Consider the following 20,891-nt stretch of genomic DNA (forward strand, 5'->3'; position numbering starts at 1 on the left):
GCCCCTCGGACGTCCGGCTGGATCGGGGCGAGCGGGTACGTTCTCCGGATGGCAGTGCTCACGGTCGGCTTCGACCTCGACATGACCCTGGTCGACTCGCGTCCCGGCATCGCCGACACCTTCCGGGCGTTGACCGCGCGGACGGGGGTGCACGTCGACGCCGAGGCCGCCGTGTCGCGGCTCGGCCCGCCGCTGCGTACCGAGATCGCCCACTGGTTCCCGTCCGAGCAGGTCGACGCGGCCGTGCGGACGTACCGCGAGCTGTACCCGGCGTACGCGATCACGCCCAGCCTCCCGCTCCCCGGCGCCGCCGCCGCGATCGACGCGGTACGCGAACGCGGCGGGCGGGTGCTGGTGGTCACCGCCAAGCTGGGCCGCCTGGCCCGGCTGCACCTCGACCACCTCGGGCTGACGGTCGACGAGGTGGCCGGCGACCTGTTCGCGGAGGGGAAGGCGACCGCGCTGCGGAGGCACGGCGCGACCCACTACGTCGGCGACCACGTGGCCGACATGGTGGCCGCCGGGGCGGCGGGGGTGCCCGGCATCGGGGTCGCCACGGGCCCCTGTCAGGCCGACGAACTGCGGGCCGCCGGGGCGGAACTGGTGCTGGACGATCTCACCGGATTCCCGGCGGCGCTGGACGGCATGATCCGGCTAGCCTTGGAGCAGTAGTCGTCTCAAGCGAAGCAGGGGTTCTCAGGTGCCGACGGGTCGAGTGAAGTGGTATGACGCGGCCAAGGGATACGGTTTCGTCACCAGTGACGAGGGTGGCGACGTGTTCCTGCCCAAGGGCGCGCTACCGGCGGGTGTCACCGACCTCAAGGGTGGCCAGCGGGTCGACTTCAGCGTGGTCGACAGCCGCCGGGGCGCGCAGGCGATGGGGGTCAAGCTGCTCGACGCCCCGCCCTCGATGTCGGAGCTGCGCCGCCGGCCGGCGGAGGAGCTGCACGGCCTCGTCGAGGACATGATCAAGGTGCTGGAGGCGAAGGTCCAGCCGGACCTGCGCCGGGGCCGCTTCCCGGACCGCAAGACCGCCCAGAAGATCGCTCAGCTGGTCCACGCGGTCGCCAACGAGCTGGAGGTCTGAGGCACCAGCCCGGCGTCGGCGGCCCGGCCGAGCAGCGCCTCCACGGCGGCGAACCCCGCGTCCCCCAGATCCGCGGTGAACTCGTTGACGTAGAGGCCGATGTGCCGGTCCACGACGTCGGGCTCCATCTCCTGGGCGTGCGCCAGCACGTACTCCCGGCTGGCGGCCGGGTCGGCCCAGGCCCGGCGGACCGACTCGCGGACCCACCCGGCTGCGGCCTCCGGGTCGACCGCGCCGCGTCGGGCCAGGATGGCGCCGAGGGGGATGGGCAGGCCGGTGTCGGCCTCCCACCACTCGCCGAGGTCGACCAGGGCGGCCAGGCCGTGGCGCGGGTAGGTGAACCGGGCCTCGTGGATGACCAGGCCGGCGTCGTACCGGCCGGCGGCGACCCCCGGCATGATCTCGTGGAACGGCACGACCTCGATCCGCGCCGGGGGCCGCTCGGCCGCCCAGAGCCGGAAGAGCAGGTACGCCGTGGTCCGGTCACCGGGCACCGCCACCGTGGCGCCGGTCAGGTCGGGGCGGTCGGTGTGGCCGGGCCGGTCGGTGCCGTCGTGACTGTTTCCGCGGGTCAGCACCAGCGGGCCGCAGCCACGGCCGAGGGCGCCCCCGCAGGGCAGCAGGTGGTAGTCCTCCAGCAGCCAGGGCAGCGCCGCGTAGCTCACCTTGACCAGGTCGAACGCCCCGCGCTCGGCAGCCGTGTTGGTGACGTCCACGTCGGCGTACGTGACGTCGACCGGCGGGGCGCCGGGCACGAGACCGTGCACCAGGGCGTGGAAGACGAACGTGTCGTTGGGGCAGGGCGAGATCGCCAGCGAGAGCGCCACGCTCCCACGGTATCCCCGCCCCCGGCGGCACGTCGTGGCCCGGCCCCGCGATGTGACCTGTTCCGGTGGCACAGGGGTGTCGGGCCGGTCAGCGGCCCCCACGGCTGGCAGGCAGGTGGGGGTGTCGGGCCGGACAACGGCCTCCGCGGCTGGCTGGCAGGCAGGCGGTAAGTGTCACCGCGCGCTGTCGAGCTGCCCGCATGGATGGGGCAGGCGCCGGCGTCGGGCCAGAGCGAGGAGCCCTCGTCCATCCATGCCGGCACGTCGCACGCCTGACAGAGGACCTGGCCTCAGCCACGCCCCGTCGAACCAAATGAGCCGGGCCGGGCCGAGCCGAGCCGAGCCGAGCCGAGCTGGGCCGGGCCGGGCCGAGCCGAATCGAACCGTGCCGGGCCGGGCCGAGCTGGGCTGGGCTGGGCCGAGCTGGGCCGAGCTGGGCCGAGCTGGGCCAGGCCGGGCCGAGCCGAGCCGGGCCGAGCCGAGCCGAGCCGAACAGGGCCGAGCCGAACAGGGCCGAGCCGGGCCGCTCCGTCCAGTCGCTCCGTCGAGCCGAGTCGGTGCGGCCGACGAGCGGATCGCGTGGGCGGACTGCTATGCGCTGACCGGGCCGGGCATGTCCCTGCGGCCGGTGCTCGACGTGCTGGGCCGGTGGTGGTCGCACAGATGGGGCAGCTCGACAGTGCCGTGGCGGTGACCGCCCACCCCGCCGGAGGCCGGTTATCCACAGGTTTTTCCACAGGGCTGGATGCCGGTGTTGAAGGTCGCGTGGTCGAGCGGAACCATCGGGGAATGAGCGAGCGGACCGGCCCGGGCGGGCCGATCGGGCCGACTGGGCCGACCAGGCCGGTAGCGGCGGTGGGAGCGGTGGGGCCGATCGATGTGGGGACGGTGCTGCGGGCGTTGCGGCGTGCGGCGGACCTGAGCCAGCGGGAGCTGGCGCAGCGTGCGGGTGTGCCCAAGAGCACCGTGGCGCGGATCGAATCCGACCCACGGGCCGATCCACGGTGGCGGACGGTGGAGCGACTGGTCCTCGCCGCCGGTGGCGAGTTGGGGGTGGGGATCCGGGGTGGCGCTGACCAGGGCGGGTGGCCGGAGGCCTCGGGCGGTCCGGGGATCGTCGCGGTGCCGCCGGTTCCGCACGAGGGGCGGCGCGATGAGGGCGGCCGTCGCTACCCGGCGCATCTCGACGCCCGCGAGGTCCGGACGCTGAAGGACTGGCCGGGTGCGTGGTGGGGGCACTGGTACGTTCCTGCGGAGCAGTGGCCGGCACGGGTCCCGGCGATGACGTACGACGTCGATCGCCGCCGTCGCGACGAACGGCGGGTGCGGGAGCGGGTCCGTGCCGCCGTGCGATGCCGGCGGGCGGGCGAGGGAGTGCCGGACGGGTGCTGGCGGCTCGTGGCCGAGCTGCCCGGTGGCGAACTGGTCGGTGAACTGCGCGCGCACGAACGGAGCGAGGACCTGCTACTCGGCGACGACCTGGGCGACCGGCGGGAGATGGTGCTGGACGGCGTCGTCGTCGCGCCCCAGTTGCGCTTCCTGGGCATCGGCCGCCGGCTGCTTCGGCTCCTCGGTGACGAGATGGACCGGGTGGGCATCCGGACGGCGCACGCGGTCGCGGGGATCGGCGGTGTCGGGTTCCTCCTCGCCTGCGGTTATCGCCTGGAGGCGAGCCGCCCGGCCGCGCTGCGCCTGGACCGGCCGGCTGGCGGTCGGGCGGCCGGCTGATCGTGGCGGGCTGATCGTGGCGGGCTGAGCGGGGTCGGTCAGGTCAGGGCGGCAGCGGCGGCGGTCAGGGCGACGAACGCCTCGCGCATGCGCCAGGCACCGCGGTCGCGGGGGCCGATGGGGTTGGAGACGGTCCGCAGTTCGACGAACGGGACGCCGGCCTGCGCGGCGGCGACGGCGACGGCGTACCCCTCCATGGCCTCGGCGACCGCGTCCGGGTGGCGCCGGCGCAGGGCGGCGGTGCTGGCGGCGGTGCCGGTCACCGTGCTGACGGTCAGCACCGGGCCGACCGTGGCCGCCGGTAGCCCGGCCCGCAACGCGGCCAGCAGCCCCGGGTCGGCGGGGAGGACGATGCCGCCGCCGAGCCACTCCGGGGGCATGCCCAGCTCGTCCACCGGGAGGAAACCCGCCGGTGACTCGGCGCCCAGGTCGGCGGCGACCGCCACGGTGCCCAGCACCGTGGCACCCACCTCCACCCGGCCGGCGAATCCGCCCGCCACGCCCGCGCTGACCACGCCGCGGTAGGGCCGGCCGGCCGCCTCGGCGAGCACCAACAGCCGGGCGGTGGTGGCGGCGGCCGCCGCCGGCCCGACCCCCACTGGAAGCACCGTCGTCGACGGGTCCGAGATGCCGGCGCGGACCGCCTCGGCCTCGGCGGGCACCGCCGTGACCACCAGCAGACCGGTCACGACAGGGGCCCCTGCGGTTCCCGCCGCGTCTCGTCGTCGCTCCCGCCGGGTCTTCCGACGGCCGACGACGGGCGGTAGATGTGGTATCCCGGCGGGGCCAGAGCGGGATCGTCCAGCGGTGCGCCGCCCTGCGCCGGCGCGGGCGACGTGGGCGCGACGTCGGTCTCCGGGCCGTCTCCGGCCGCGTCGGCCGCGCCCGCCTTGTCGGGCTCGTCGGGCTCGTCGGTCAGCGCGTCGTCGGCCAGTTCGTCGTCGGCCAGCGGGCGGCCGACCAGCCGCTCGGCGCGCAGGCGGCCGGCCACCACCACGCCGCGGGCGGCGGCCAACACGCCGACCCCGGCGGCGACGGCGATCCCGATCCGGCCGTCGAAGGGTACGAGGCCCAGCCCGCCGCCGGCGACGAACGCGAGCATCAGCACCGTCTCGGAGTGGGCGAACGAGCTGGCCCGCAGCCGCTCCGGGATGCGTTCCTGGATCGACGCGTCCACGGCGAGCTTGGCGATGCCGCTGGCCAGCGCGGCCACCAGGCAGAGCAGGGCGACCATCGGCAGCGAGAACATCACCGTGGTGAGAATCCCCACCCCGCCCACGATGATCATGCCGCTGGACTGGAGCGCAGCGGGCCGGTGGATGCGCAGCCGGGTGCCGATGGCGGTGGCGAGGAAGGTGCCCACGGCCAGCGCCGCGCCGACGAGGCCCAGTGCCCCCTCGTCGCCAAGGTCCCGGCCGAAGACGACGGTGGTCAGGTCGCCGGCCTTGATCGCGAAGGCCAGGAAGAGCAGCAGGAACCCGTACACCCCGCGTAGCGTCGCGGCGCCGATCAGGGTGGCGATCACGAGCCGGCCGGCGGGCCGTCCCCGGCCCAGCGGGCGTTCGCCGTTGCGTCGCCCCAGCGCCCGCAGCGGCCGGGGCACCCGCTCCGGTGGCTCGGAGTCGGCCTTGGGCGGCAACCGCAGGGAGATCACCATGCCGACGATGAAGATGATCGAGGCCACCCGGAGCGGCCACTGCGGCCCGAACCAGAAGGCGGCCAGGCCGATCGGGGCGACCAGGGCGCCGGCCACGGTGCCGTAGACGCTGGCCCGGGCACCGACCTGGGAGAGCCCGAGCCCCTCCGGCAGCAGCCGTGGAACGGCCGCGGAGCGGGCCACCCCGTACGCGCGGGAGAGCGCCAGCACGCCGAAGGCCGCCGGATAGAGGCCGAAGCCGTGGATGTAGTCGGAGATCAGCCAGGCCAGGAAGGCGCGGCCGAGCATGGTGGCGGCCAGGGCGTAGCGGCGGCCGTGGCGGAAGTGGTCGAGCAGCGGCCCCACCACCGGGGCGAGCATGGCGAACGGCACCATGGTCACCAGCAGGTAGAGGGCGACCTTGCTGCGGGCCTCGCCGAGCGGCACGTTGAAGAAGATCGTCCCGGCCAGGCCGATGGCGATCAGCGTGTCCCCGGCGCAGGAGAGCGCGTGCAGGTCGAAGAGGCGGATCATGCCGACCTCGCCCCCGGCGCCCCGGGAACGGGCCCGGCCCGCCCGGCGGGTCATCCAGCGCCCGCTGCTGACCGAGCCGCGGAACAACAGACGGGTGGCCCGGATGCCGGTGCCGACGGTCCGCCCGAGGACGGACCGCCCGGAGCGGGAGAACAGCGGCATGTCCACCATCCTCACCCATCAGATCCGTCCGTGCCGTACCACTGTCCCAGAACGTCGTCGGCGGGTGCCTGTCGATCAGCCGTACGCATGGGGAACAATGGTCTGGTGACCAGGCCCGCCTCCGCCCGTGCCGCTCGTCTCGACCAGGTCTGCGCCGCCGCCGTCGAGGTGGCGCGTGACGCCATCACCGAGGTCGACGCCTCGGACATCGGTGACCACCTCCAGGCTGTCGCGGAGGGTGACCGACTCGTCACGCACTACTTCGAGTGCCGGCTCGCCGGCTACCGGGGTTGGCGCTGGGCGGTCACGGTCACCCGGGTGCCGCGCAGCCGGCACGTCACCATCTGCGAGACGGTGCTGCTGCCCGGCTCGGACGCGCTGCTCGCGCCCGGCTGGCTGCCGTGGCAGGAGCGGCTCAAGCCGGGCGACCTCGGCCCCGGCGACCTGCTGCCCACCCCGCCGGACGACGACCGGCTCCAGCCCGGCTATCTGCTCTCCGACGACCCGGCGGTCGAGGACACCGCCTGGGAACTCGGCCTCGGCCGGGCCCGGGTGCTCTCCCGGGAGGGCCGCAGCGAGGCCGCCCAGCGCTGGTACGACGGCGACCACGGCCCGTCCGCCGCGATCTCGGTTGCCGCCCCCGCCGCCGCTCGCTGCGGGACGTGCGGCTTCTACCTGCCGCTCGCCGGTGCCCTGCGGCAGTCCTTCGGGGCCTGCGGCAACTTCTACGCCCCCGACGACGGCCGGGTGGTCAGCACCGACCACGGCTGCGGAGCGCACTCGGAGACCCTGATCGAGTCGCCGGAGACCCCGGTCGACGAGATGCCGACGGTCTACGACGACAGCGCGGTGGAGCCGATGGCGGTCAGCCGGGCTCCCGGTTCCGTTGAGGCCACCGAGCCGCCGGAGCCGTACGGCCACCCCTGACAGATGTAAGGAAGGGCACCTTCCTATCGCGTACGCGATAGGAAGGTGCCCTTCCTTACATCCCAGCGCGGCGGCGGCGTCGGTTGGCGTCGTGTCGCATCATCACGGCGAGACCGGGGAAACCCCACAGGAAACCGGCCAGGCAGGTCCACAGCCAGTCCTGGTGATCGTGTGCGGTCAGCCAGTCACGGAAGAAGATCAGCAGCACCAGCCCGGCGAGTGCCCAGGCCGCCATCCCGGCGAGGGCGAACGGCACCATCGGCGGGTCGAGCGGCTCGGGCCGCGGGGGCTGCTCCTTCGGCACGCGGCAAGCGTACGCGATCAACTTTTCCTGCTGGCCGGTGATCTGCGACGATGCGCGCGACCAACGGAAGATCACCTGCGAGGAACTGATGGCAGTAGCGCCGCCCGAGAACGGCACACCACCCGATCCGGCTCATCCGAAGAACGGTTTCGACCGGTTCTTCGAGGTCTCCGCCCGTGGCTCGACGATGAGCCGCGAGGTACGTGGTGGCCTGGCGACCTTCTTCACGATGGCGTACATCGTGGTGCTCAACCCGCTCATCATCGGTGGTGCCGTCGACGGCGACGGCCAGAAGCTCCCCATTCCCGCCCTCGCGGCGGCGACCGCCCTGGTCGCCGGCCTGATGACCATCCTGATGGGTGTCGTCGGCCGGTTCCCGCTGGCGCTCGCCGCCGGCCTCGGCGTCAACGCGCTGGTCGCGTACGAGATCGCCCCGGAGATGACCTGGGCGGACGCGATGGGCCTCGTGGTGATCGAGGGTGTGATCATCGCGGTGCTGGTGCTGACCGGCCTGCGTACGGCGGTGTTCCGCTCGGTGCCGACGCAGATGAAGACGGCGATCGGCGTCGGCATCGGCCTCTTCCTGACCATCATCGGGCTGGTCGACGCCGGCTTTGTCCGCCGGGTGCCGGACTCGGCGAACACCACGGTCCCCGTCGGGCTGGGCTTCGACGGCACCCTCGGCAGCTGGCCGATGCTGGTCTTCGTGGTCGGTCTGCTGTTGACCGTGGTGCTGCTGGTGCGCCGGGTCAAGGGCGCGATCCTGATCGGCATCCTCGGCTCCACCGCGCTGGCGATCGTCGTCGAGGCGGTGGCGAACGTCGGGCCGTCCTTCGTCAACGGCCAGTCGAACCCGAAGGGGTGGTCCCTCAACGTCCCCGAGCTGCCGAAGACCTGGGTCGACGTGCCGGACCTGTCGCTGCTCGGCAACTTCAACGTGTTCGACTCGTGGAGCAAGGCCGGCTGGCTCGTCGTCCTGATGTTCGTCTTCACCCTGCTGATCACGGACTTCTTCGACACCATGGGCACGATGGTCGCGGTCGGCCAGGAGGGGAACATGCTCGACGAGCGGGGCACCCCGCCGCGGGCGAAGGAGATCCTGCTGGTCGACTCGATCGCGGCGGCGGCCGGCGGTGCGGCGAGCACGTCGAGCAACACCTCGTACATCGAGAGCGCCGCCGGTGTGGCGGAGGGCGCCCGGACCGGCGTGGCCAACCTGGTCACCGGCGCGCTGTTCCTGCTGGCGATGTTCCTGGCGCCGCTGGTCGTGGTGGTGCCGTTCGAGGCGGCCTCGACCGCGCTGGTGGTGGTCGGCTTCCTGATGATGACCGCGGTGCGGACGATCGACTGGACCGACTACGAGATCGCCATCCCGGCGTTCCTGACGATCGCGCTGATGCCCTTCACCTACTCGATCTCCAACGGCATCGGCGCCGGCCTGATCTCGTACGTGGTGGTGAAGCTCGCCAAGGGCAAGGCCCGGGAGATCCACCCGCTGCTGTACGGCGTGGCCGCCCTCTTCGTGCTCTACTTCCTGCGTGGGCCGATCGAGTCCGTGTTGCACTGAACACCCTCCGCTCCGGGCCGTTGACCGAATCGGACACCGGCCCGGAGCAGGGCGAATCTCCTCGTGAGCCTGGTCATATCGCAGCTCATTCGCCAGGCTAATTAGTTAGGCTAACTATCGTGACGGAGCGGACGGTGACGGCGGAACGCGTGCCACCGGCGCAGCTCGCACCACAGCTGCGTGATGCGATCACCCGGCTCAACCGGCGGGTCCGACAGGCCCGGCCGGTGGGCGACCTTACGGTCACCCAGCTCTCCGCGCTCACCAGCCTCCGGCTGGCGGGTGCGCTGACGCCTCGGGAACTGGCCGACGTGGAACGGGTGCAGCCACCCACGATGACCAAGATCGTCGCGAAGCTGGAGGAGCGCGGCCTCGTGCAGCGCACCCCCCATCCGACCGACGGCCGGCAGGTCATCCTGGCGGCGACCGAGGGGGGACGGGCGGTGCTCGAACAGTTCGAGCGCGTCCGTGACGAGTGGCTGGCCCACCGGCTGGCGGAGCTGACCGAAGACCAACGGGACACTCTCCGGCAGGCGGCCGAGATCCTGCAGCAGCTCGCCCGCGCCTGACCCGCGCCTTGTGCCACCGCGCCGTCCGCTGTCGATGACGCGTACGACCGCGAGGAGGCGCACCAAGAGTGCAGGCGAAGCTGAGCACGATGTTCCAGTCCCTACAGGTCCGCAACTACCGGCTCTTCGCGTCCGGGCAGCTGATCAAGCTGATCGGCGTCTGGATGATGTTCATCGCCCAGGACTGGCTCGTCCTCGAACTCTCCGACAACTCCGCCACCGCGCTCGGCGTGGTCACCGCGCTCCAGTTCACCCCGGTGCTGCTGCTCACCCTCATCTCCGGGCGGCTCGCCGACCGCTACGACAAGCGGATGCTGCTCTTCGTCGCGAACGCCTTCTGGACCGTGCTGGCGCTCGGCATGAGCCTGCTGGTGACGACCGGTGTCGTGCAGTTGTGGCACGTCTTCGCGTTCGCGGCGCTGCTCGGTGTCGCCAACGCCGTGGAGACACCGGTCCGGCAGGCGTTCGTCTCCGAGCTGATCGAGACGCGGCTGCTGCCGAACGCGCTCTCGTTGAACGCCGCCGTGTTCAACTCCGCCCGGATCGTCGGGCCGGCCATCGCCGGTCTCGCCATCGCCGCCTTCGACGTCGGGCCGGTCTTCCTGTTCACCGCGCTCAGCTCGATCGCCCCGCTGGTCACCGTGGTGAAGATGCGTACCGCCGAGCTGTACCGGGAGGCGCTGCCGCCGCGTGACGAGCGGGCGTCGGCCAAGGTGGTCGACGGTCTGCGCTACGTCTGGCGCCGGCCCGACCTGCTGCTGCCCATGGTGGTGACGTCGGTGATCGCCATGGGGCTGTTCAACTTCCAGCTCACCCTCGCCGCGCTGGCCAAGACCGTGTTCCACACCGGCGCGGCCTCGTTCGGGCTGTTCAGCACCGCGCTGGCGGTCGGCGCGCTGGTCGGGGCCCTCGCCGGCACCGGGCGGCGCAGCCGCCCGTCGGTCTGGCTGGTACTCGGCGCGGCCGTCGCCTGCGCCAGCTTCGGCACGCTGGTCGGGCTCGCCCCGGCGTACTGGATGGTGGTCGCGCTGCTGCTGCCGACCGGGTTCTTCATGGTGTTCTTCGCGCAGGCGGCCAACCAGCGGGTCCAGCTCGGCACCGACGCCGCCTTCCGCGGCCGGGTGATGGCCCTGTGGGTGCTGGTCTTCCTCGGCACCAACCCGGTCGGGGCGCCCCTCATCGGCTGGGTCGCCGAGACCTACGGCGCCGGCGCCAGCATCTGGATCGGCGGGCTGATCTCGCTGGCCACCGCCCTGATCGCGCTCACCTGGCAGCTCCGCCGCGCCGGCGCCCGGCTGCGCTTCCGCGTCCTGCCGATGCCGCGCTTCTACGTCACCTCCGCCGACTGCTGAACGCCCCCGCCATCCGGGATGGGCCGGTCTGTCCCATCCCGGATGGCGGAGATGGCACGAAATCGGTAGCGATCACGGGCGCAGGCCCTTAGCGTCGATATGTGGAGCTCGGGCGCGCGGTGCTGCTGGTCCTGGCCTTCGTCGCCGTAGCCAGCCTGCCGGCGGCCATCGCCGCGTTGTTCTGCGCCGACGAGATCATCGACCGGGTCGCCTGCGGTTATGCCGAGTGGCGTGAGCGCCGGCAGGAGCGCCGCACGATCGTCCAACTGGACCGGGCGGTCGAGGCCGACACGTTGACCCGCGACATCGACCTCTCCGCCCTCGACCGGCCCGACCGGCGACCGCTGGAAGAGCTTGCCGCCGACCTGCGTCGCCTGCGCGTCCAGCGGGTCGGCTTCGACGGCCGCCAGCCCGTCTGGCACGGCACGGTCCTCCAGGCGTACGACGACCGGCTCCGGCGCGCCTGCCAGGCGCTCGGGATCACCGAGCACCTGACCGAGCTGGAGGGCATCGACCGGGAGCTGGAACGGGTCCGCGTGGAGGGTGTGCTGCACGCCGCCGGGCTGACCCTGCCCGCCGCCCGGGCGAGTCACCGGCAGCGCCACCGCTGAGGGTGGGGCAGCGTGCGGCTCTTCGTCGCGGTCTACCCGCCGCCCGAGGCGGTCGGCCACCTCGGTGAGCAGGTCGCCCGGCTGCGGGTCGGCGCGGCGGCCGCCGCCGGGATCAACGTCCGGCTCGCCGACCCGGCCAACGCGCACGTCACCCTGGCCTTCCTCGGCGACGTCGAGGCGGACCGGCTGGTCGACGTGGAGAGCGCGCTGGGCCTCGCCGCCGAGTGGTCGCGGGACGGCCGCCAGGCGGCGCCACGACTGCGGCTCGCCGGTGGCGGGAGCTTCGGCCAGGGCCGGTTCACCGTGCTCTGGGTCGACCTGCGGGGCGAGGTGGAGCCTGTCCTGGTGCTCGCCCGGTTGATCCGTTCCCGGCTGCGACACGCCCGTCTGCCGTACGACGAGAAACCGTTCCGCGCGCACCTGACCGTCGCCCGGCCCGGTGACCGCGTGTCACCGGTCGACGTGGCGGCCGACGTGGCGGCCCTCGACGGATACGAGGGACCGGAGTGGCCGGCGGCCGAGCTGGTCCTCGTCCGCAGCCACCCCGGTCCCCGTCCCAGCTACGACCGGCTGGCCGCCTGGCCGCTCTGACCCTCGCCGGTCACCAGGCCCATGCCTCGGGGCCGGGACCCCCGGCGCCGATGGGCGGGAAGAGCTCGTCGAGGCGGGCGAGAGTGTCCGCGTCGAGGGTGACCGTCAGCGCGCCCAGGGACCGGTCGAGCTGCTCGGCGGTGCGCGGACCGATGATCGGGGCGGTCACGCCCGGCCGGGACAACAGCCAGCCGAGCGCCACGTCAGCGGGGTCGTGACCCAGGTCGGCGCAGAGCTTCTCGTACGCCTCGATGGTCGGCCGGTGCGCGGCGAGCGCGTCGGCGGAGCGGCCGCTGGCGCCGCGCGCGGCCCCGCCCTCGGCCATCTTCCGCAGCACCCCGGCCAGCAGCCCGCCGTGCAGCGGCGACCAGGGGATGATGCCCAGGCCGTGGTGCTGCGCGGCCGGCACCACCTCCAGTTCGACGTGTCGGGTCATCAGGTTGTAGATGCACTGCTCGGAGACGAGGCCGAGGAAGTGGCGCCTGGCCGCCGCCTCCTGCGCCACGGAGATGTGCCAACCGGCGAAGTTGGACGATCCGACGTAGAGCACCTTGCCCTGGGCGACCAGGGTCTCCATGGCCTGCCAGATCTCCTCCCACGGGGTGGCCCGGGAGACGTGGTGCATCTGGTAGAGGTCGATGGTGTCGGTCTGGAGCCGGCGCAGCGAATCCTCGCAGGCCCGGACGATGTGCCGGGCGGAGAGGCCCTGCTCGTTGGGCCACTCGCCCATCTTGCCGTAGACCTTGGTGGCCAGGACGACCTTCTCCCGCCGGCCGCCGCCCTGGGCGAACCACCGGCCGATGATCTGCTCGGTGATCCCCTCGCCGGTCTGCCAACCGTAGACGTTTGCGGTGTCGAAGAAGTTGATCCCGTGTTCGAGGGCCCGGTCCATGATCGCGAAGCTGTCCGGCTCGGTGGTCTGCGGGCCGAAGTTCATCGTGCCGAGGCAGAGGCGGCTGACCGACAGGCCGGTGCGGCCAAGGTTCGTGTACTCCATCAGGCCACCCTGCCACGGTCGCGCCTCGCGTGCCGCGCCTCGCCAACGGTGCCGGCCGTGGCTGGCTATGGCTGGCTGTCGTGGCGAGCCGCGGCTCGGGTGCAATGCGGTGGCCGACCGTGGCTCAGGTGGGGTGCCGTGGTCGGCTCCGGCGACGATCGATCGTCGCCGGAGCCGGGGCGGTCAGGAGGACTCGCGGGCCGCCGGGCCGCTGCCGAAGAGCACGTCGTCCCAGCTCGGCAGGCGCTTGCGCGGCTTGCCGCCGGCCTCGGTCGAGTCGGTGGCCGCAGCCGCCGGAGCACCCGTGCGCCGGGGCCGCAGCACCGCCAGCGACGGCACGGCCGGCACTTCCTTGGGCGCGTCGGAGTCGTCGTCGAACGCGGAACCCTGACCGCCGCCGAGCAACGCGGCCGCCCCGCCGGCGACCGGCCGCTGCCGGGGCGCGTCCTGCCCGGCCAGGGCAGCCGGGGAACGCGGCTCGAGCCCACGGCCCGACGTCGAGCCGAGCGGACGGTCGAGGGAGGCGAGCAGGGCGTCCCGCCCGGCCCGGATCGGGTCACGCCCGGGACGGCTGTGCTCGGCCGGCGCCGGCAGACCGTGCCCGCCCCGACTCGGCTCACCGCGCGACGGGCCGGGCAGCGCGTGCCCGCCCCGCTCCGGCGCCGGCTCCTGGCCGAGGATCGGCGTGGGGCGCTCGGCGCAGAGGTACTGCGCCATGTCGTCGTGCGGGGCGACAGTCTGCCGGGTCTTGTCGAGATCCCAGATCGCCTGCGCGGTCGCCTTGCCCGACGGCCAGGTCGCCACGATCCGCCAGGTGCCGTCGTCGCGCCGCCATGCGTCCCAGGAGATCTTCTCGGTGTCGATCCCGTGCTGGGCCAGCCGGCCGTTGACCACCTCGGCGAGGGGGGTCGGCTTCTCGGCGCCCTTGAGCCGGGTGCGCCGGGCGTGCTGGGCGAGCATGGCCCGTTCCTGGAGCACCGGGCCGGCGTAGCGCAGCACCCGGTCGACCGGCACCCCGGCGATCCGGGCGACGTCCTCGGCGGACTCACCGGAGCGGATCCGGGCCTGGATGTCCCGCGGAGAGAGGGAGGGGATCGGGTCGGCGGTGGTCTGGGCCACCGCGAGCGGCGGGGCACCGGGCTCGGCGTGCAGCGCCCCGGTGATGCGCTCGTCGATGGGCAGGGCGAGCAGCCGACCGACCTCGTCGGCGAGCACCATGGCCTGGCCGTCCTCGGAGAGGGCGACGAAGCGTACTGGGCGCATAGCGTTGCCTCCGTCCCGCTTCGCTGGCCGTCACGCCACGAGCCGGCCACCCGGGCGTCTCGCACCACCGTACGCGCATCTTGCCGCAGGTGGGGGACGCGACACCCGCATGTCGCGACTGAGCTGCGACGATGATCACGGTCGGTGGCCGTCGGGCGTGCCGGCGGCCACCGACCGTGATCGACGATCAGAGCCGCTCGACGACGTAGTCGATCGACGCGGTGAGCGCCTCGACGTCGGCCGGCTCGATGGCGGGGAAGAGCGCCACCCGCAACTGGTTGCGGCCCAGCTTCCGGTAGGGCTCGGTGTCCAGGATCCCGTTGGCGCGCAGCGCCTTGGCGATCGCGGTGGCGTCGACCCCGTCGGCGAAGTCGATCGTGGCGACCACGTTGGAGCGCAGCGCCGGGTCGGTCACGAACGGCGTCGCCACCTCGGAGCGCTCCGCCCAGCCGTAGACCGCGGCGGCGCTCTCGGCCGTGCGCTTGGCCGCCCAGGCCAGCCCGCCCTGGGAGTTCATCCAGTCGGTCTGCTCCGCGGCCAGGAAGATCGTGGCCAGGGCCGGGGTGTTGTAGGTCTGTTCCAGCCGCGAGTTGTCGATCGCGGTGACCAGGTCGAGGAAGGCCGGAATGTAGCGGCCGGACGCCTTGATCTCGCCGGCCCGGTCGAGCGCGGCCGGGGACATCAGGGCCAGCCAGAGGCCGCCGTCGGAGCCGAAGCACTTCTGCGGGGCGAAGTAGTAGACGTCGGTCTCGCCGACGTTGACGTCCAGGCCGCCCGCGCCGGAGGTGGCGTCGACCAGCAGCAGCGAGCCGGGGTCGGCGCCGGTCACCCGGCTGATCGGCACCGCGACGCCCGTCGAGGTCTCGTTGTGCGGGGTGGCGTAGACGTCCACCCCGGCCTCGGCGGTCAGGGTCGGGGCGGTGCCGGCCTCCGACTTGCGGATGGTGGGCTCACCGAGGAACGGGGCGTCCTTGACGGACTTGGCGAACTTCGCGCCGAACTCGCCGAAGCTGGCGAACTGCGCCCGATCACGGACCAGGCCGAACGTCGCGACCTCCCAGAAGGCGGTGGTGCCGCCGTTGCCCAGCACCACCTCGTAGCCCTCGGGCAGGGAGAAGAAGTCGGCGATGCCACGGCGCAGCCGGGCCACCTCGTCGCGGACGGTCTTCTGCCGGTGCGAGGTGCCCAGGTAGCTGGTCGCCACGTCGGCGAGGGCGGAGACCGCCGCCGGACGGACCTTGGACGGCCCGCAGCCGAACCTCCCGTCGGCGGGCTTGAGGTCGTCGGGAATCCGGATGGTCGGTGCGTCAGCCACGGTTTTCGAGATCCTTCCGCATGGGCGAGGGCGGGCCCGGTAGTTCAGGAGGGCGCGGATCGACGGCGGACGCGCGCTCGGGCGCACGGCGCGGCCGGGACCCGGGCCCGGTCCGGCGACACTGCCGGCCCCCATCCTCCCACCCGCCGTGGCCGGCCCGACCCCCGGTCCCACCAGCGACATTGAGGTGTGCACCACAACCCGGGGCGGGGTGCCGGAACCCGGGCCGGGGTGCCGGCCATACGTCGTGCGGGTGTCGCGGCCGGCTGACCGCGCGGCCGTGCCGACCGTGCCGGCCTGTCCCGGCCTGTCCCGGCCTGTCCTGGCGGTGGCGCTGCCATGACGGGTCTGCCTGCCGCTGGCGAGCCGGTTGCCCGTGCGGCCGCCGGGCGTGGTGGGGGTGTCGCGCGCGGCCGTCGGGGGCGGGCGGTGGGGTGTCGCGGGCGCTGTCGAGCTGCCCCGTTCATAGGACCGGTAGGACCCGTCCAGCGGATGGGGTGGTAGCTGCCGCGCTGGGGCGGTCGGAGTCGGGGTGTCGGTGGCGCGGTGGTCATGGCAGGGCTGTCGACGGGCGGCGGTGCGGTGGCGCGGTGGTCGTGGCGGGGCCGTCGGGGCGGTGGGGCGCGGTGGTCATAGCAGGGCTGTCGACGGGCGGTGGCGCGGTGGTCGTGGCAGGGGCCCTCGGCGAGGCGGTGGGGCGCGGTGGTCGTGGCAGGGCTTGGCGGTGGGGCGTGGTGCGTGGTGCCCCATCTGTGCGGGCAGTTCGACAGCGAGTCACGACCAAACCGGCAAGCGGCCACCGGTAAGCCCATTAGTGAACGCGCCGACCAGCCGACCAACCAGCAAGCCGACAGCCGACGAGCCGACAGCCGACGAGCCGACAGCCGACGAGCCGACAGCCGACGAGCCGACAGCCGACGAGCCGGCCAGCCGGGTCGTCTCGCGCGGTCGCATCGCACGCGATCGCACCGCCGCGCTGTAGCCGGGAAAGCCGGGGAAAGCCGGAAAAACCGGGGAAAGCCGACCGGCGTGCCGATAAGGGCGCCGCGCGGAGAGGAGAGGCCCCCTTCCGGTACGCGAAGCGTCAGGAGAGGGCCTCTCCGTACCTCTCAGACGCCGTGCGGGATGGCGTCCCAGCCCTCGACGTCGCTGGGCTTGCGGGTGCCCGGGCCGACGTAGCGGGCCGACGGGCGGACCAGCCGCTGGAGCTTCTTCTGCTCCAGGATGTGCGCGCTCCAGCCGCCCATCCGGGCGCAGGTGAACATGGAGGTGAACATGTGTGCCGGCACCTCGGCGAAGTCCAGCACCACGGCCGACCAGAACTCGACGTTGGTGGCGAGCACCCGGTCCGGCCGGCGGGCCTGGAGCTCGGCCAGGGCTGCCTTCTCCAGCGCCTCGGCGATCTCGAAGCGCGGCGCGCCCAGCTCCTTGGCGGTGCGGCGGAGCACCCGGGCGCGCGGATCCTCGGCCCGGTAGACCCGGTGGCCGAAGCCCATCAGCCGCTCGCCCCGGTCGAGGACGCCCTTGACGTAGCCCTCGGCGTCGCCGCTGCGCTCGACTGCTTCCAGCATGCTGAGTACGCGGGACGGGGCGCCGCCGTGCAGCGGGCCGGAGAGGGCGCCGATGCCGGAGGAGATGCAGGCGGCGGCGTCAGCGCCGGTGGAGGCGACGATCCGGGCGGTGAAGGTGGAGGCGTTCAGGCCGTGCTCGGCGGCCGAGATGAAGTAGGCGTCGACCGCCTTGACGTGCCGCGGGTCCGGTTCGCCCCGCCAACGCTTCATGAAGCGCTCGACGATGGTGGACGCCTTGTCGATCTCCTTCTGGGGCACCGCCGGCAGGCCCAGACCGCGCGCCGACTGGGCGACGAAGGAGAGCGCGGTGACCGACACCCGGGCGAGGTCCTCGCGGGCCTGCTCGTCGGAGATGTCGAGCAGCTGGTTGAGACCCCAGTACGGCGCCAGCATCGCGACCGCGGACTGCACGTCCACCCGGATGTCGCCGGAGTGCACGGGCACGGGGAACGGCTCCGCCGGCGGCAGGCCCGGGCCGAACCGCCCGTCGACCAGCAGCGCCCACACGTTGCCGAAGGAGACCTGGCCGATCAGATCCTCGATGTCGACCCCGCGATAGCGCAGCGATCCGCCCGCACGGTCGGGTTCGGCGATCTCGGTCTCGAAGGCGACGACGCCTTCCAGCCCCGGTTTGAAATCGGCCATGTCGCTTCTCCTGGGTCTGCTCGGCGCCCGGTCGGGCCCTCATCCGGCGCAGCCGGCCGAGCGACTCAGGCGACCCTCGTCAGGGACGTGTTCGTGACATCTTGCCTGCTGGGTAACCGGATTCGCGACCCGCTGCGACTGTGCCGCACGCGACATCCCCCGCCGGAGGAGGCCCAGCGGGGTCGGAGACACTGGGCGGTACGGGCTGGCCTGCGCCGCAGGGGGTGATCCGGGCCGACGGCGAGGAGGAAGAACGTGACCGGGGACACAGACGGTCCGGCGGGGATGCGTAACGAGTACGCCACCGACCTGGGCCTTTCCGAGGCGGACCTGGCCGCTGACTGGTGCCACCAGTTCGACCGTTGGTTCGCGGACGCGGTCGCCGCCGGGCTGCCCGAACCGAACGCGATGGTGGTCGGCACCGCCGACGCCGCCGGCCGGCCGAGCGCGCGGACCGTGCTGCTGAAGGGGTACGACCCCGAGGGCTTCGTCTTCTTCACCAACTACGGGTCACGCAAGGGCGCCGAGGCGACCGCCAACCCGTACGCGAGCCTCGTCTTCCCCTGGTTCCCCATGCACCGGCAGGTGGTGGTCGCCGGCCGGGTGGAACGGGTCGACCGGGCGGAGACGGAGGCGTACTTCGCCAGCCGGCCCCGGGGCTCCCAGCTCGGCGCCTGGGCGAGCGACCAGTCCCGGGTGGTCCCCGACCGCGTCGTGCTCGACGCGGCGTACCGGACGACGGCCGAGCGGTTCGCCGACGTCGAGCCGATACCCGCCCCGCCGCACTGGGGCGGGCTGCGGGTGCGACCCGAGTCGGTGGAGTTCTGGCAGGGCCGGGCGAGCCGGCTGCACGACCGGCTGCGGTTCCGGCTCGCCGGCCCCGGGCGGTGGATCGTCGAGCGGCTGGCGCCGTGACCCAGCTCGAGGAGGCCGGCCCCCGCGGGCTGCGCCGCTTCGCGATCGACGTGCGCCCACTGGCCGTGCCGGCGTACCGGCGGATGTGGCTCGGCAACGGCATCGCGATGTTCGGCATCCAGCTGACCGCGGTCGCCGTGCCCGTGGAGATGTACGCGCTGACCGAGAACTCCCTCTGGGTCGGCCTGATCGGGATCGCGGCGTTCGTACCGCTGCTCGTCTTCGGGCTCTGGGGCGGCGCGGTGGCCGACGCGCACGACCGGCGCAAGGTGCTGCTGGTGACCTCGGCGGTGCTCTGGGCGGCCACGTTCGGCCTGGTGGTGCAGGCGGTGCTCGGGATCGGCAGCCCGCTGCTGCTGCTCGTCCTGGTGGCGGTGCAGTCGATCGCCTTCGCGGTCAGCTCGCCCACCCGCAACGCGGTCCTGCCCCGGCTGGTGCCCGCGGAGCTGGTGTCGGCGGCGACCACGCTGAACTTCACCACCTACACGGCCGCCTCGGTGTTCGGTCCGCTGGCCGCCGGCCTGATCTTCGCCCGGTGGGGCACCGACCTCGGCCTGCCGATCGCCTACGCGGTCGACGCGGTGCTCTACCTGGTCGCCGTCTGGGCGACCGTGAAGCTGCCGGCCATGCCGCCGGAGCCGGACCCGGACGCGGCCCCGGACGCCGCCCCACGGCGGGCCGGGCTGGCCAGCATCGTCGACGGGCTGCGCTACCTGGCCACCACGCCCGTGCTGTTGCTCTCCTTCGTCATCGACCTGATCGCGATGGTGCTGGCGATGCCCAGGGCGCTCTTCCCGGAGATCGCCGAGTCCCGGTTCGGCGGTGGCGCGGCGGTCGGTTGGCTCTACAGCGCGATCGCGGCGGGCGCGATGCTCGGCGGGCTGACCTCCGGCTGGATCGGGCGGCTGCGCCGGCAAGGGCTGGTGCTGGTGGCGGCGGTGGTCGGCTGGGGGCTGGCGATCGCGGCGGCCGGGCTCGCCGGCCAGCTCTGGCTGATGGTGGTGCTGCTCGCGGTGGCCGGCGCGGCCGACCTGGTCAGCGCGGTGCTGCGGCAGTCGATGCTGCTGGTCTACGCGCCGGACCGGATGCGCGGGCGGCTGATGGGCGTCAACACCGTGGTCATCGCCGGTGGGCCGCGCCTGGGCGACCTGCGGGCCGGCGCGGTCGCGGCCGGGTTCGGCGGCGGTGTCGCCTGGATCAGCGGCGGACTGCTGTCCGCGGCGCTCGCGGTGCTGCTCGCGGTGGCGTTTCCGGTGCTGCTGCGGTACCGGGCGGCGGCCCCCGCCGGCGACCGTCCGTGACGACGACGGTCGGGGCGCGCGACGGCGGAGCCGGAAACCGTTAGGGTCCCCGCATGGACACCCCCGACCAGCGTCCGCCCTCGGGCGCACAGTGGACGATCGCTGCCGCCGGCCACGAGGCCGTCATCGTGGAGGTGGGCGGTGGGGTCCGGACATACCGTCACGACGGGACCGACCAGCTCGACGGGTACGCGACCGACGAGCTCTGCCCCGGCTGCGCGGGGCAGGTGCTGACCCCCTGGCCGAACCGGATCCGCGACGGGCGCTACACGTTCGGCGAGCGGTCGTTTCAGCTTCCGCTCAGCGAGCCGGCCAAGGGCGTGGCCATCCACGGGCTGGTCAACTGGGTGCCGTGGCGGCTGGTGGAGCAGTTGCCGGACGCCGTGACGGTCGGCTACGACCTGCCGCCGCAGCCGGGCTACCCGTGGCCGCTGCGGTTGCGTACCCGGTGGAGCGTCGGCCCGGACGGGCTGCGCGCGGAACACGAGGCGACGAACCTCGGTGCCGATGCCGCGCCGTTCGGGTTCGCCGCGCACCCGTACCTGCGGGTGCCCGGGGTGGCGGTGGACGACCTGTCGCTGCGGTTGCCGGCGCGGACGCGGTTGCAGGTGGACGGGCGGCTGCTGCCGTTGGGGATCACCCCGGTGGCCGGCACCGAGTACGACTGGACCAGCCTCCGCCGGATTGGCGCCGCCCGGCTCGACCTCACCTTCGGCGACGTGATCCGCGACGACGACGGCGGCTCGACGGTCAGCCTGGTCGCCCCGGACGGCACGACGGGCGTGCGAATCTGGGCGGACCAGGAGTTCGGCTGGTGGCAGGTGTTCACCGGCGACGCGCTCCCCGGCGAGCGGCAGCGTCGCGCGGTGGCGTTGGAGCCGATGACCTGCCCGCCGGACGCCTTCCGCTCCGGCCGGGACGTGATCACCCTGAAGCCGGGCGCGACCTGGCGGGGTGTCTGGGGCGTACGGCCCGGGGCCTGAGCGAGG

21 protein-coding genes are annotated in these 20,891 nt (G+C 73.4%); 12 read left to right on the forward strand and 9 right to left on the reverse strand.

The annotated features are described in order from the left end of the window. The first annotated feature begins 48 nt into the window (after positions 1-48). Positions 49-672, forward strand: coding sequence for an HAD family hydrolase (locus ABZ809_RS19280; RefSeq protein ID WP_357563879.1), 624 nt, complete (start codon positions 49-51; stop codon positions 670-672). A gap of 28 nt (positions 673-700) precedes the next feature. Then, the gene (locus ABZ809_RS19285; protein WP_357563880.1) at positions 701-1,087 is read left to right on the forward strand and encodes a cold shock domain-containing protein; all 387 of its coding nucleotides are present in this window, start codon (positions 701-703) and stop codon (positions 1,085-1,087) included. On the opposite strand, the gene ABZ809_RS19290 is transcribed toward ABZ809_RS19285, so the two are convergent. Further along, on the reverse strand, positions 1,048-1,914 hold the full coding sequence (locus ABZ809_RS19290; RefSeq protein WP_357563882.1) for a 1,4-dihydroxy-6-naphthoate synthase: 867 nt from the start codon (positions 1,912-1,914) through the stop codon (positions 1,048-1,050). The genes ABZ809_RS19285 and ABZ809_RS19290 overlap by 40 nt on opposite strands. 864 nt (positions 1,915-2,778) lie before the next feature. Here ABZ809_RS19290 and ABZ809_RS19295 point away from each other — a divergent pair. Continuing rightward, positions 2,779-3,642, forward strand: coding sequence for a helix-turn-helix transcriptional regulator (locus ABZ809_RS19295; RefSeq protein WP_357563883.1), 864 nt, complete (start codon positions 2,779-2,781; stop codon positions 3,640-3,642). Between the two features lie 38 nt (positions 3,643-3,680). Here the strand turns inward: ABZ809_RS19295 and ABZ809_RS19300 are convergent, their stop codons facing one another. Beyond that, entirely contained in the window at positions 3,681-4,331 is a 651-nt protein-coding gene (locus ABZ809_RS19300) for a futalosine hydrolase (RefSeq protein WP_357563884.1), read from the reverse strand. Then, positions 4,328-5,974: an MFS transporter gene (locus ABZ809_RS19305; RefSeq protein ID WP_357563885.1), complete on the reverse strand. Its 1,647-nt coding sequence runs from the start codon at positions 5,972-5,974 to the stop codon at positions 4,328-4,330. The genes ABZ809_RS19300 and ABZ809_RS19305 overlap by 4 nt, the downstream gene beginning before the upstream one ends. Before the next feature lie 87 nt (positions 5,975-6,061). On the opposite strand from ABZ809_RS19305, the gene ABZ809_RS19310 reads away from it, so the two are divergent. Next, positions 6,062-6,901, forward strand: coding sequence for a DUF3027 domain-containing protein (locus ABZ809_RS19310; RefSeq protein WP_357563887.1), 840 nt, complete (start codon positions 6,062-6,064; stop codon positions 6,899-6,901). A gap of 55 nt (positions 6,902-6,956) precedes the next feature. On the opposite strand, the gene ABZ809_RS19315 is transcribed toward ABZ809_RS19310, so the two are convergent. Next, positions 6,957-7,205, reverse strand: coding sequence for a DUF2530 domain-containing protein (locus ABZ809_RS19315; protein ID WP_357563888.1), 249 nt, complete (start codon positions 7,203-7,205; stop codon positions 6,957-6,959). Positions 7,206-7,293: 88 nt separating this feature from the next. Here ABZ809_RS19315 and ABZ809_RS19320 point away from each other — a divergent pair, with 88 nt between their 5' ends. From ABZ809_RS19320 to thpR, 5 genes are all read left to right on the forward strand, one after another. Continuing rightward, entirely contained in the window at positions 7,294-8,772 is a 1,479-nt protein-coding gene (locus ABZ809_RS19320; RefSeq protein ID WP_357563889.1) for an NCS2 family permease, read from the forward strand. Positions 8,773-8,891: 119 nt separating this feature from the next. Beyond that, complete coding sequence (locus ABZ809_RS19325; RefSeq protein ID WP_357563890.1) at positions 8,892-9,341, forward strand: MarR family transcriptional regulator; 450 nt, start codon at positions 8,892-8,894, stop codon at positions 9,339-9,341. A 68-nt stretch (positions 9,342-9,409) separates the two neighbouring features. Continuing rightward, positions 9,410-10,693 (forward strand): MFS transporter, encoded by a 1,284-nt coding sequence (locus ABZ809_RS19330; protein WP_357563891.1) that lies wholly within the window; start codon positions 9,410-9,412, stop codon positions 10,691-10,693. 101 nt (positions 10,694-10,794) lie between these two features. After that, complete coding sequence (locus ABZ809_RS19335; protein ID WP_357563892.1) at positions 10,795-11,304, forward strand: hypothetical protein; 510 nt, start codon at positions 10,795-10,797, stop codon at positions 11,302-11,304. A gap of 12 nt (positions 11,305-11,316) precedes the next feature. After that, positions 11,317-11,895, forward strand: coding sequence for an RNA 2',3'-cyclic phosphodiesterase (gene thpR / locus ABZ809_RS19340; RefSeq protein ID WP_357563893.1), 579 nt, complete (start codon positions 11,317-11,319; stop codon positions 11,893-11,895). 10 nt (positions 11,896-11,905) lie between these two features. Here thpR and ABZ809_RS19345 read toward each other — a convergent pair whose 3' ends face one another. The 5 genes from ABZ809_RS19345 to ABZ809_RS19365 form a co-directional block, all read right to left on the reverse strand. After that, positions 11,906-12,892: an aldo/keto reductase gene (locus tag ABZ809_RS19345; protein ID WP_357563894.1), complete on the reverse strand. Its 987-nt coding sequence runs from the start codon at positions 12,890-12,892 to the stop codon at positions 11,906-11,908. A 183-nt stretch (positions 12,893-13,075) separates the two neighbouring features. Then, positions 13,076-14,155: a septation protein SepH gene (gene sepH, locus ABZ809_RS19350; protein ID WP_357563896.1), complete on the reverse strand. Its 1,080-nt coding sequence runs from the start codon at positions 14,153-14,155 to the stop codon at positions 13,076-13,078. 187 nt (positions 14,156-14,342) lie between these two features. Continuing rightward, the gene (gene serC, locus ABZ809_RS19355) at positions 14,343-15,470 is read right to left on the reverse strand and encodes a phosphoserine transaminase (protein ID WP_357563898.1); all 1,128 of its coding nucleotides are present in this window, start codon (positions 15,468-15,470) and stop codon (positions 14,343-14,345) included. Positions 15,471-16,281: 811 nt separating this feature from the next. After that, a complete protein-coding gene (locus ABZ809_RS19360) occupies positions 16,282-16,434 on the reverse strand; it encodes a pentapeptide repeat-containing protein (protein WP_357563923.1) in 153 nt (50 codons plus the stop codon). A gap of 145 nt (positions 16,435-16,579) precedes the next feature. Next, on the reverse strand, positions 16,580-17,686 hold the full coding sequence (locus ABZ809_RS19365) for a citrate synthase 2 (protein ID WP_357563900.1): 1,107 nt from the start codon (positions 17,684-17,686) through the stop codon (positions 16,580-16,582). A 285-nt stretch (positions 17,687-17,971) separates the two neighbouring features. Here ABZ809_RS19365 and pdxH point away from each other — a divergent pair, with 285 nt between their 5' ends. Genes pdxH through ABZ809_RS19380 form a run of 3 tightly spaced genes read left to right on the forward strand, consistent with a single transcriptional unit; the run spans position 17,972 to position 20,885 of the window. Continuing rightward, positions 17,972-18,601, forward strand: coding sequence for a pyridoxamine 5'-phosphate oxidase (gene pdxH / locus ABZ809_RS19370; protein ID WP_357563925.1), 630 nt, complete (start codon positions 17,972-17,974; stop codon positions 18,599-18,601). After that, positions 18,598-19,902 (forward strand): MFS transporter, encoded by a 1,305-nt coding sequence (locus tag ABZ809_RS19375; protein ID WP_357563901.1) that lies wholly within the window; start codon positions 18,598-18,600, stop codon positions 19,900-19,902. Before pdxH ends, ABZ809_RS19375 begins: the two co-directional genes overlap by 4 nt. A gap of 53 nt (positions 19,903-19,955) precedes the next feature. Next, on the forward strand, positions 19,956-20,885 hold the full coding sequence (locus tag ABZ809_RS19380; protein ID WP_357563903.1) for an aldose 1-epimerase family protein: 930 nt from the start codon (positions 19,956-19,958) through the stop codon (positions 20,883-20,885). Positions 20,886-20,891: the final 6 nt, after the last annotated feature.

It is taken from the genome of Micromonospora sp. NPDC047074 (assembly GCF_040643815.1).
Taxonomy (GTDB): domain Bacteria; phylum Actinomycetota; class Actinomycetes; order Mycobacteriales; family Micromonosporaceae; genus Micromonospora.

Bases quoted from the DNA above. Each gene is read 5' to 3' on its own strand.
- sepH (WP_357563896.1), bottom strand. From the start codon at position 14,155: ATGCGCCCAGTACGCTTCGTCGCCCTCTCCGAGGACGGCCAGGCCATG.
- pdxH (WP_357563925.1), top strand. From the start codon at position 17,972: ATGCGTAACGAGTACGCCACCGACCTGGGCCTTTCCGAGGCGGACCTG.
- ABZ809_RS19305 (WP_357563885.1), bottom strand. From the start codon at position 5,974: ATGCCGCTGTTCTCCCGCTCCGGGCGGTCCGTCCTCGGGCGGACCGTC.
- ABZ809_RS19380 (WP_357563903.1), top strand. From the start codon at position 19,956: ATGGACACCCCCGACCAGCGTCCGCCCTCGGGCGCACAGTGGACGATC.
- ABZ809_RS19365 (WP_357563900.1), bottom strand. From the start codon at position 17,686: ATGGCCGATTTCAAACCGGGGCTGGAAGGCGTCGTCGCCTTCGAGACC.
- ABZ809_RS19320 (WP_357563889.1), top strand. From the start codon at position 7,294: ATGGCAGTAGCGCCGCCCGAGAACGGCACACCACCCGATCCGGCTCAT.
- ABZ809_RS19345 (WP_357563894.1), bottom strand. From the start codon at position 12,892: ATGGAGTACACGAACCTTGGCCGCACCGGCCTGTCGGTCAGCCGCCTC.
- ABZ809_RS19310 (WP_357563887.1), top strand. From the start codon at position 6,062: ATGGGGAACAATGGTCTGGTGACCAGGCCCGCCTCCGCCCGTGCCGCT.
- ABZ809_RS19280 (WP_357563879.1), top strand. From the start codon at position 49: ATGGCAGTGCTCACGGTCGGCTTCGACCTCGACATGACCCTGGTCGAC.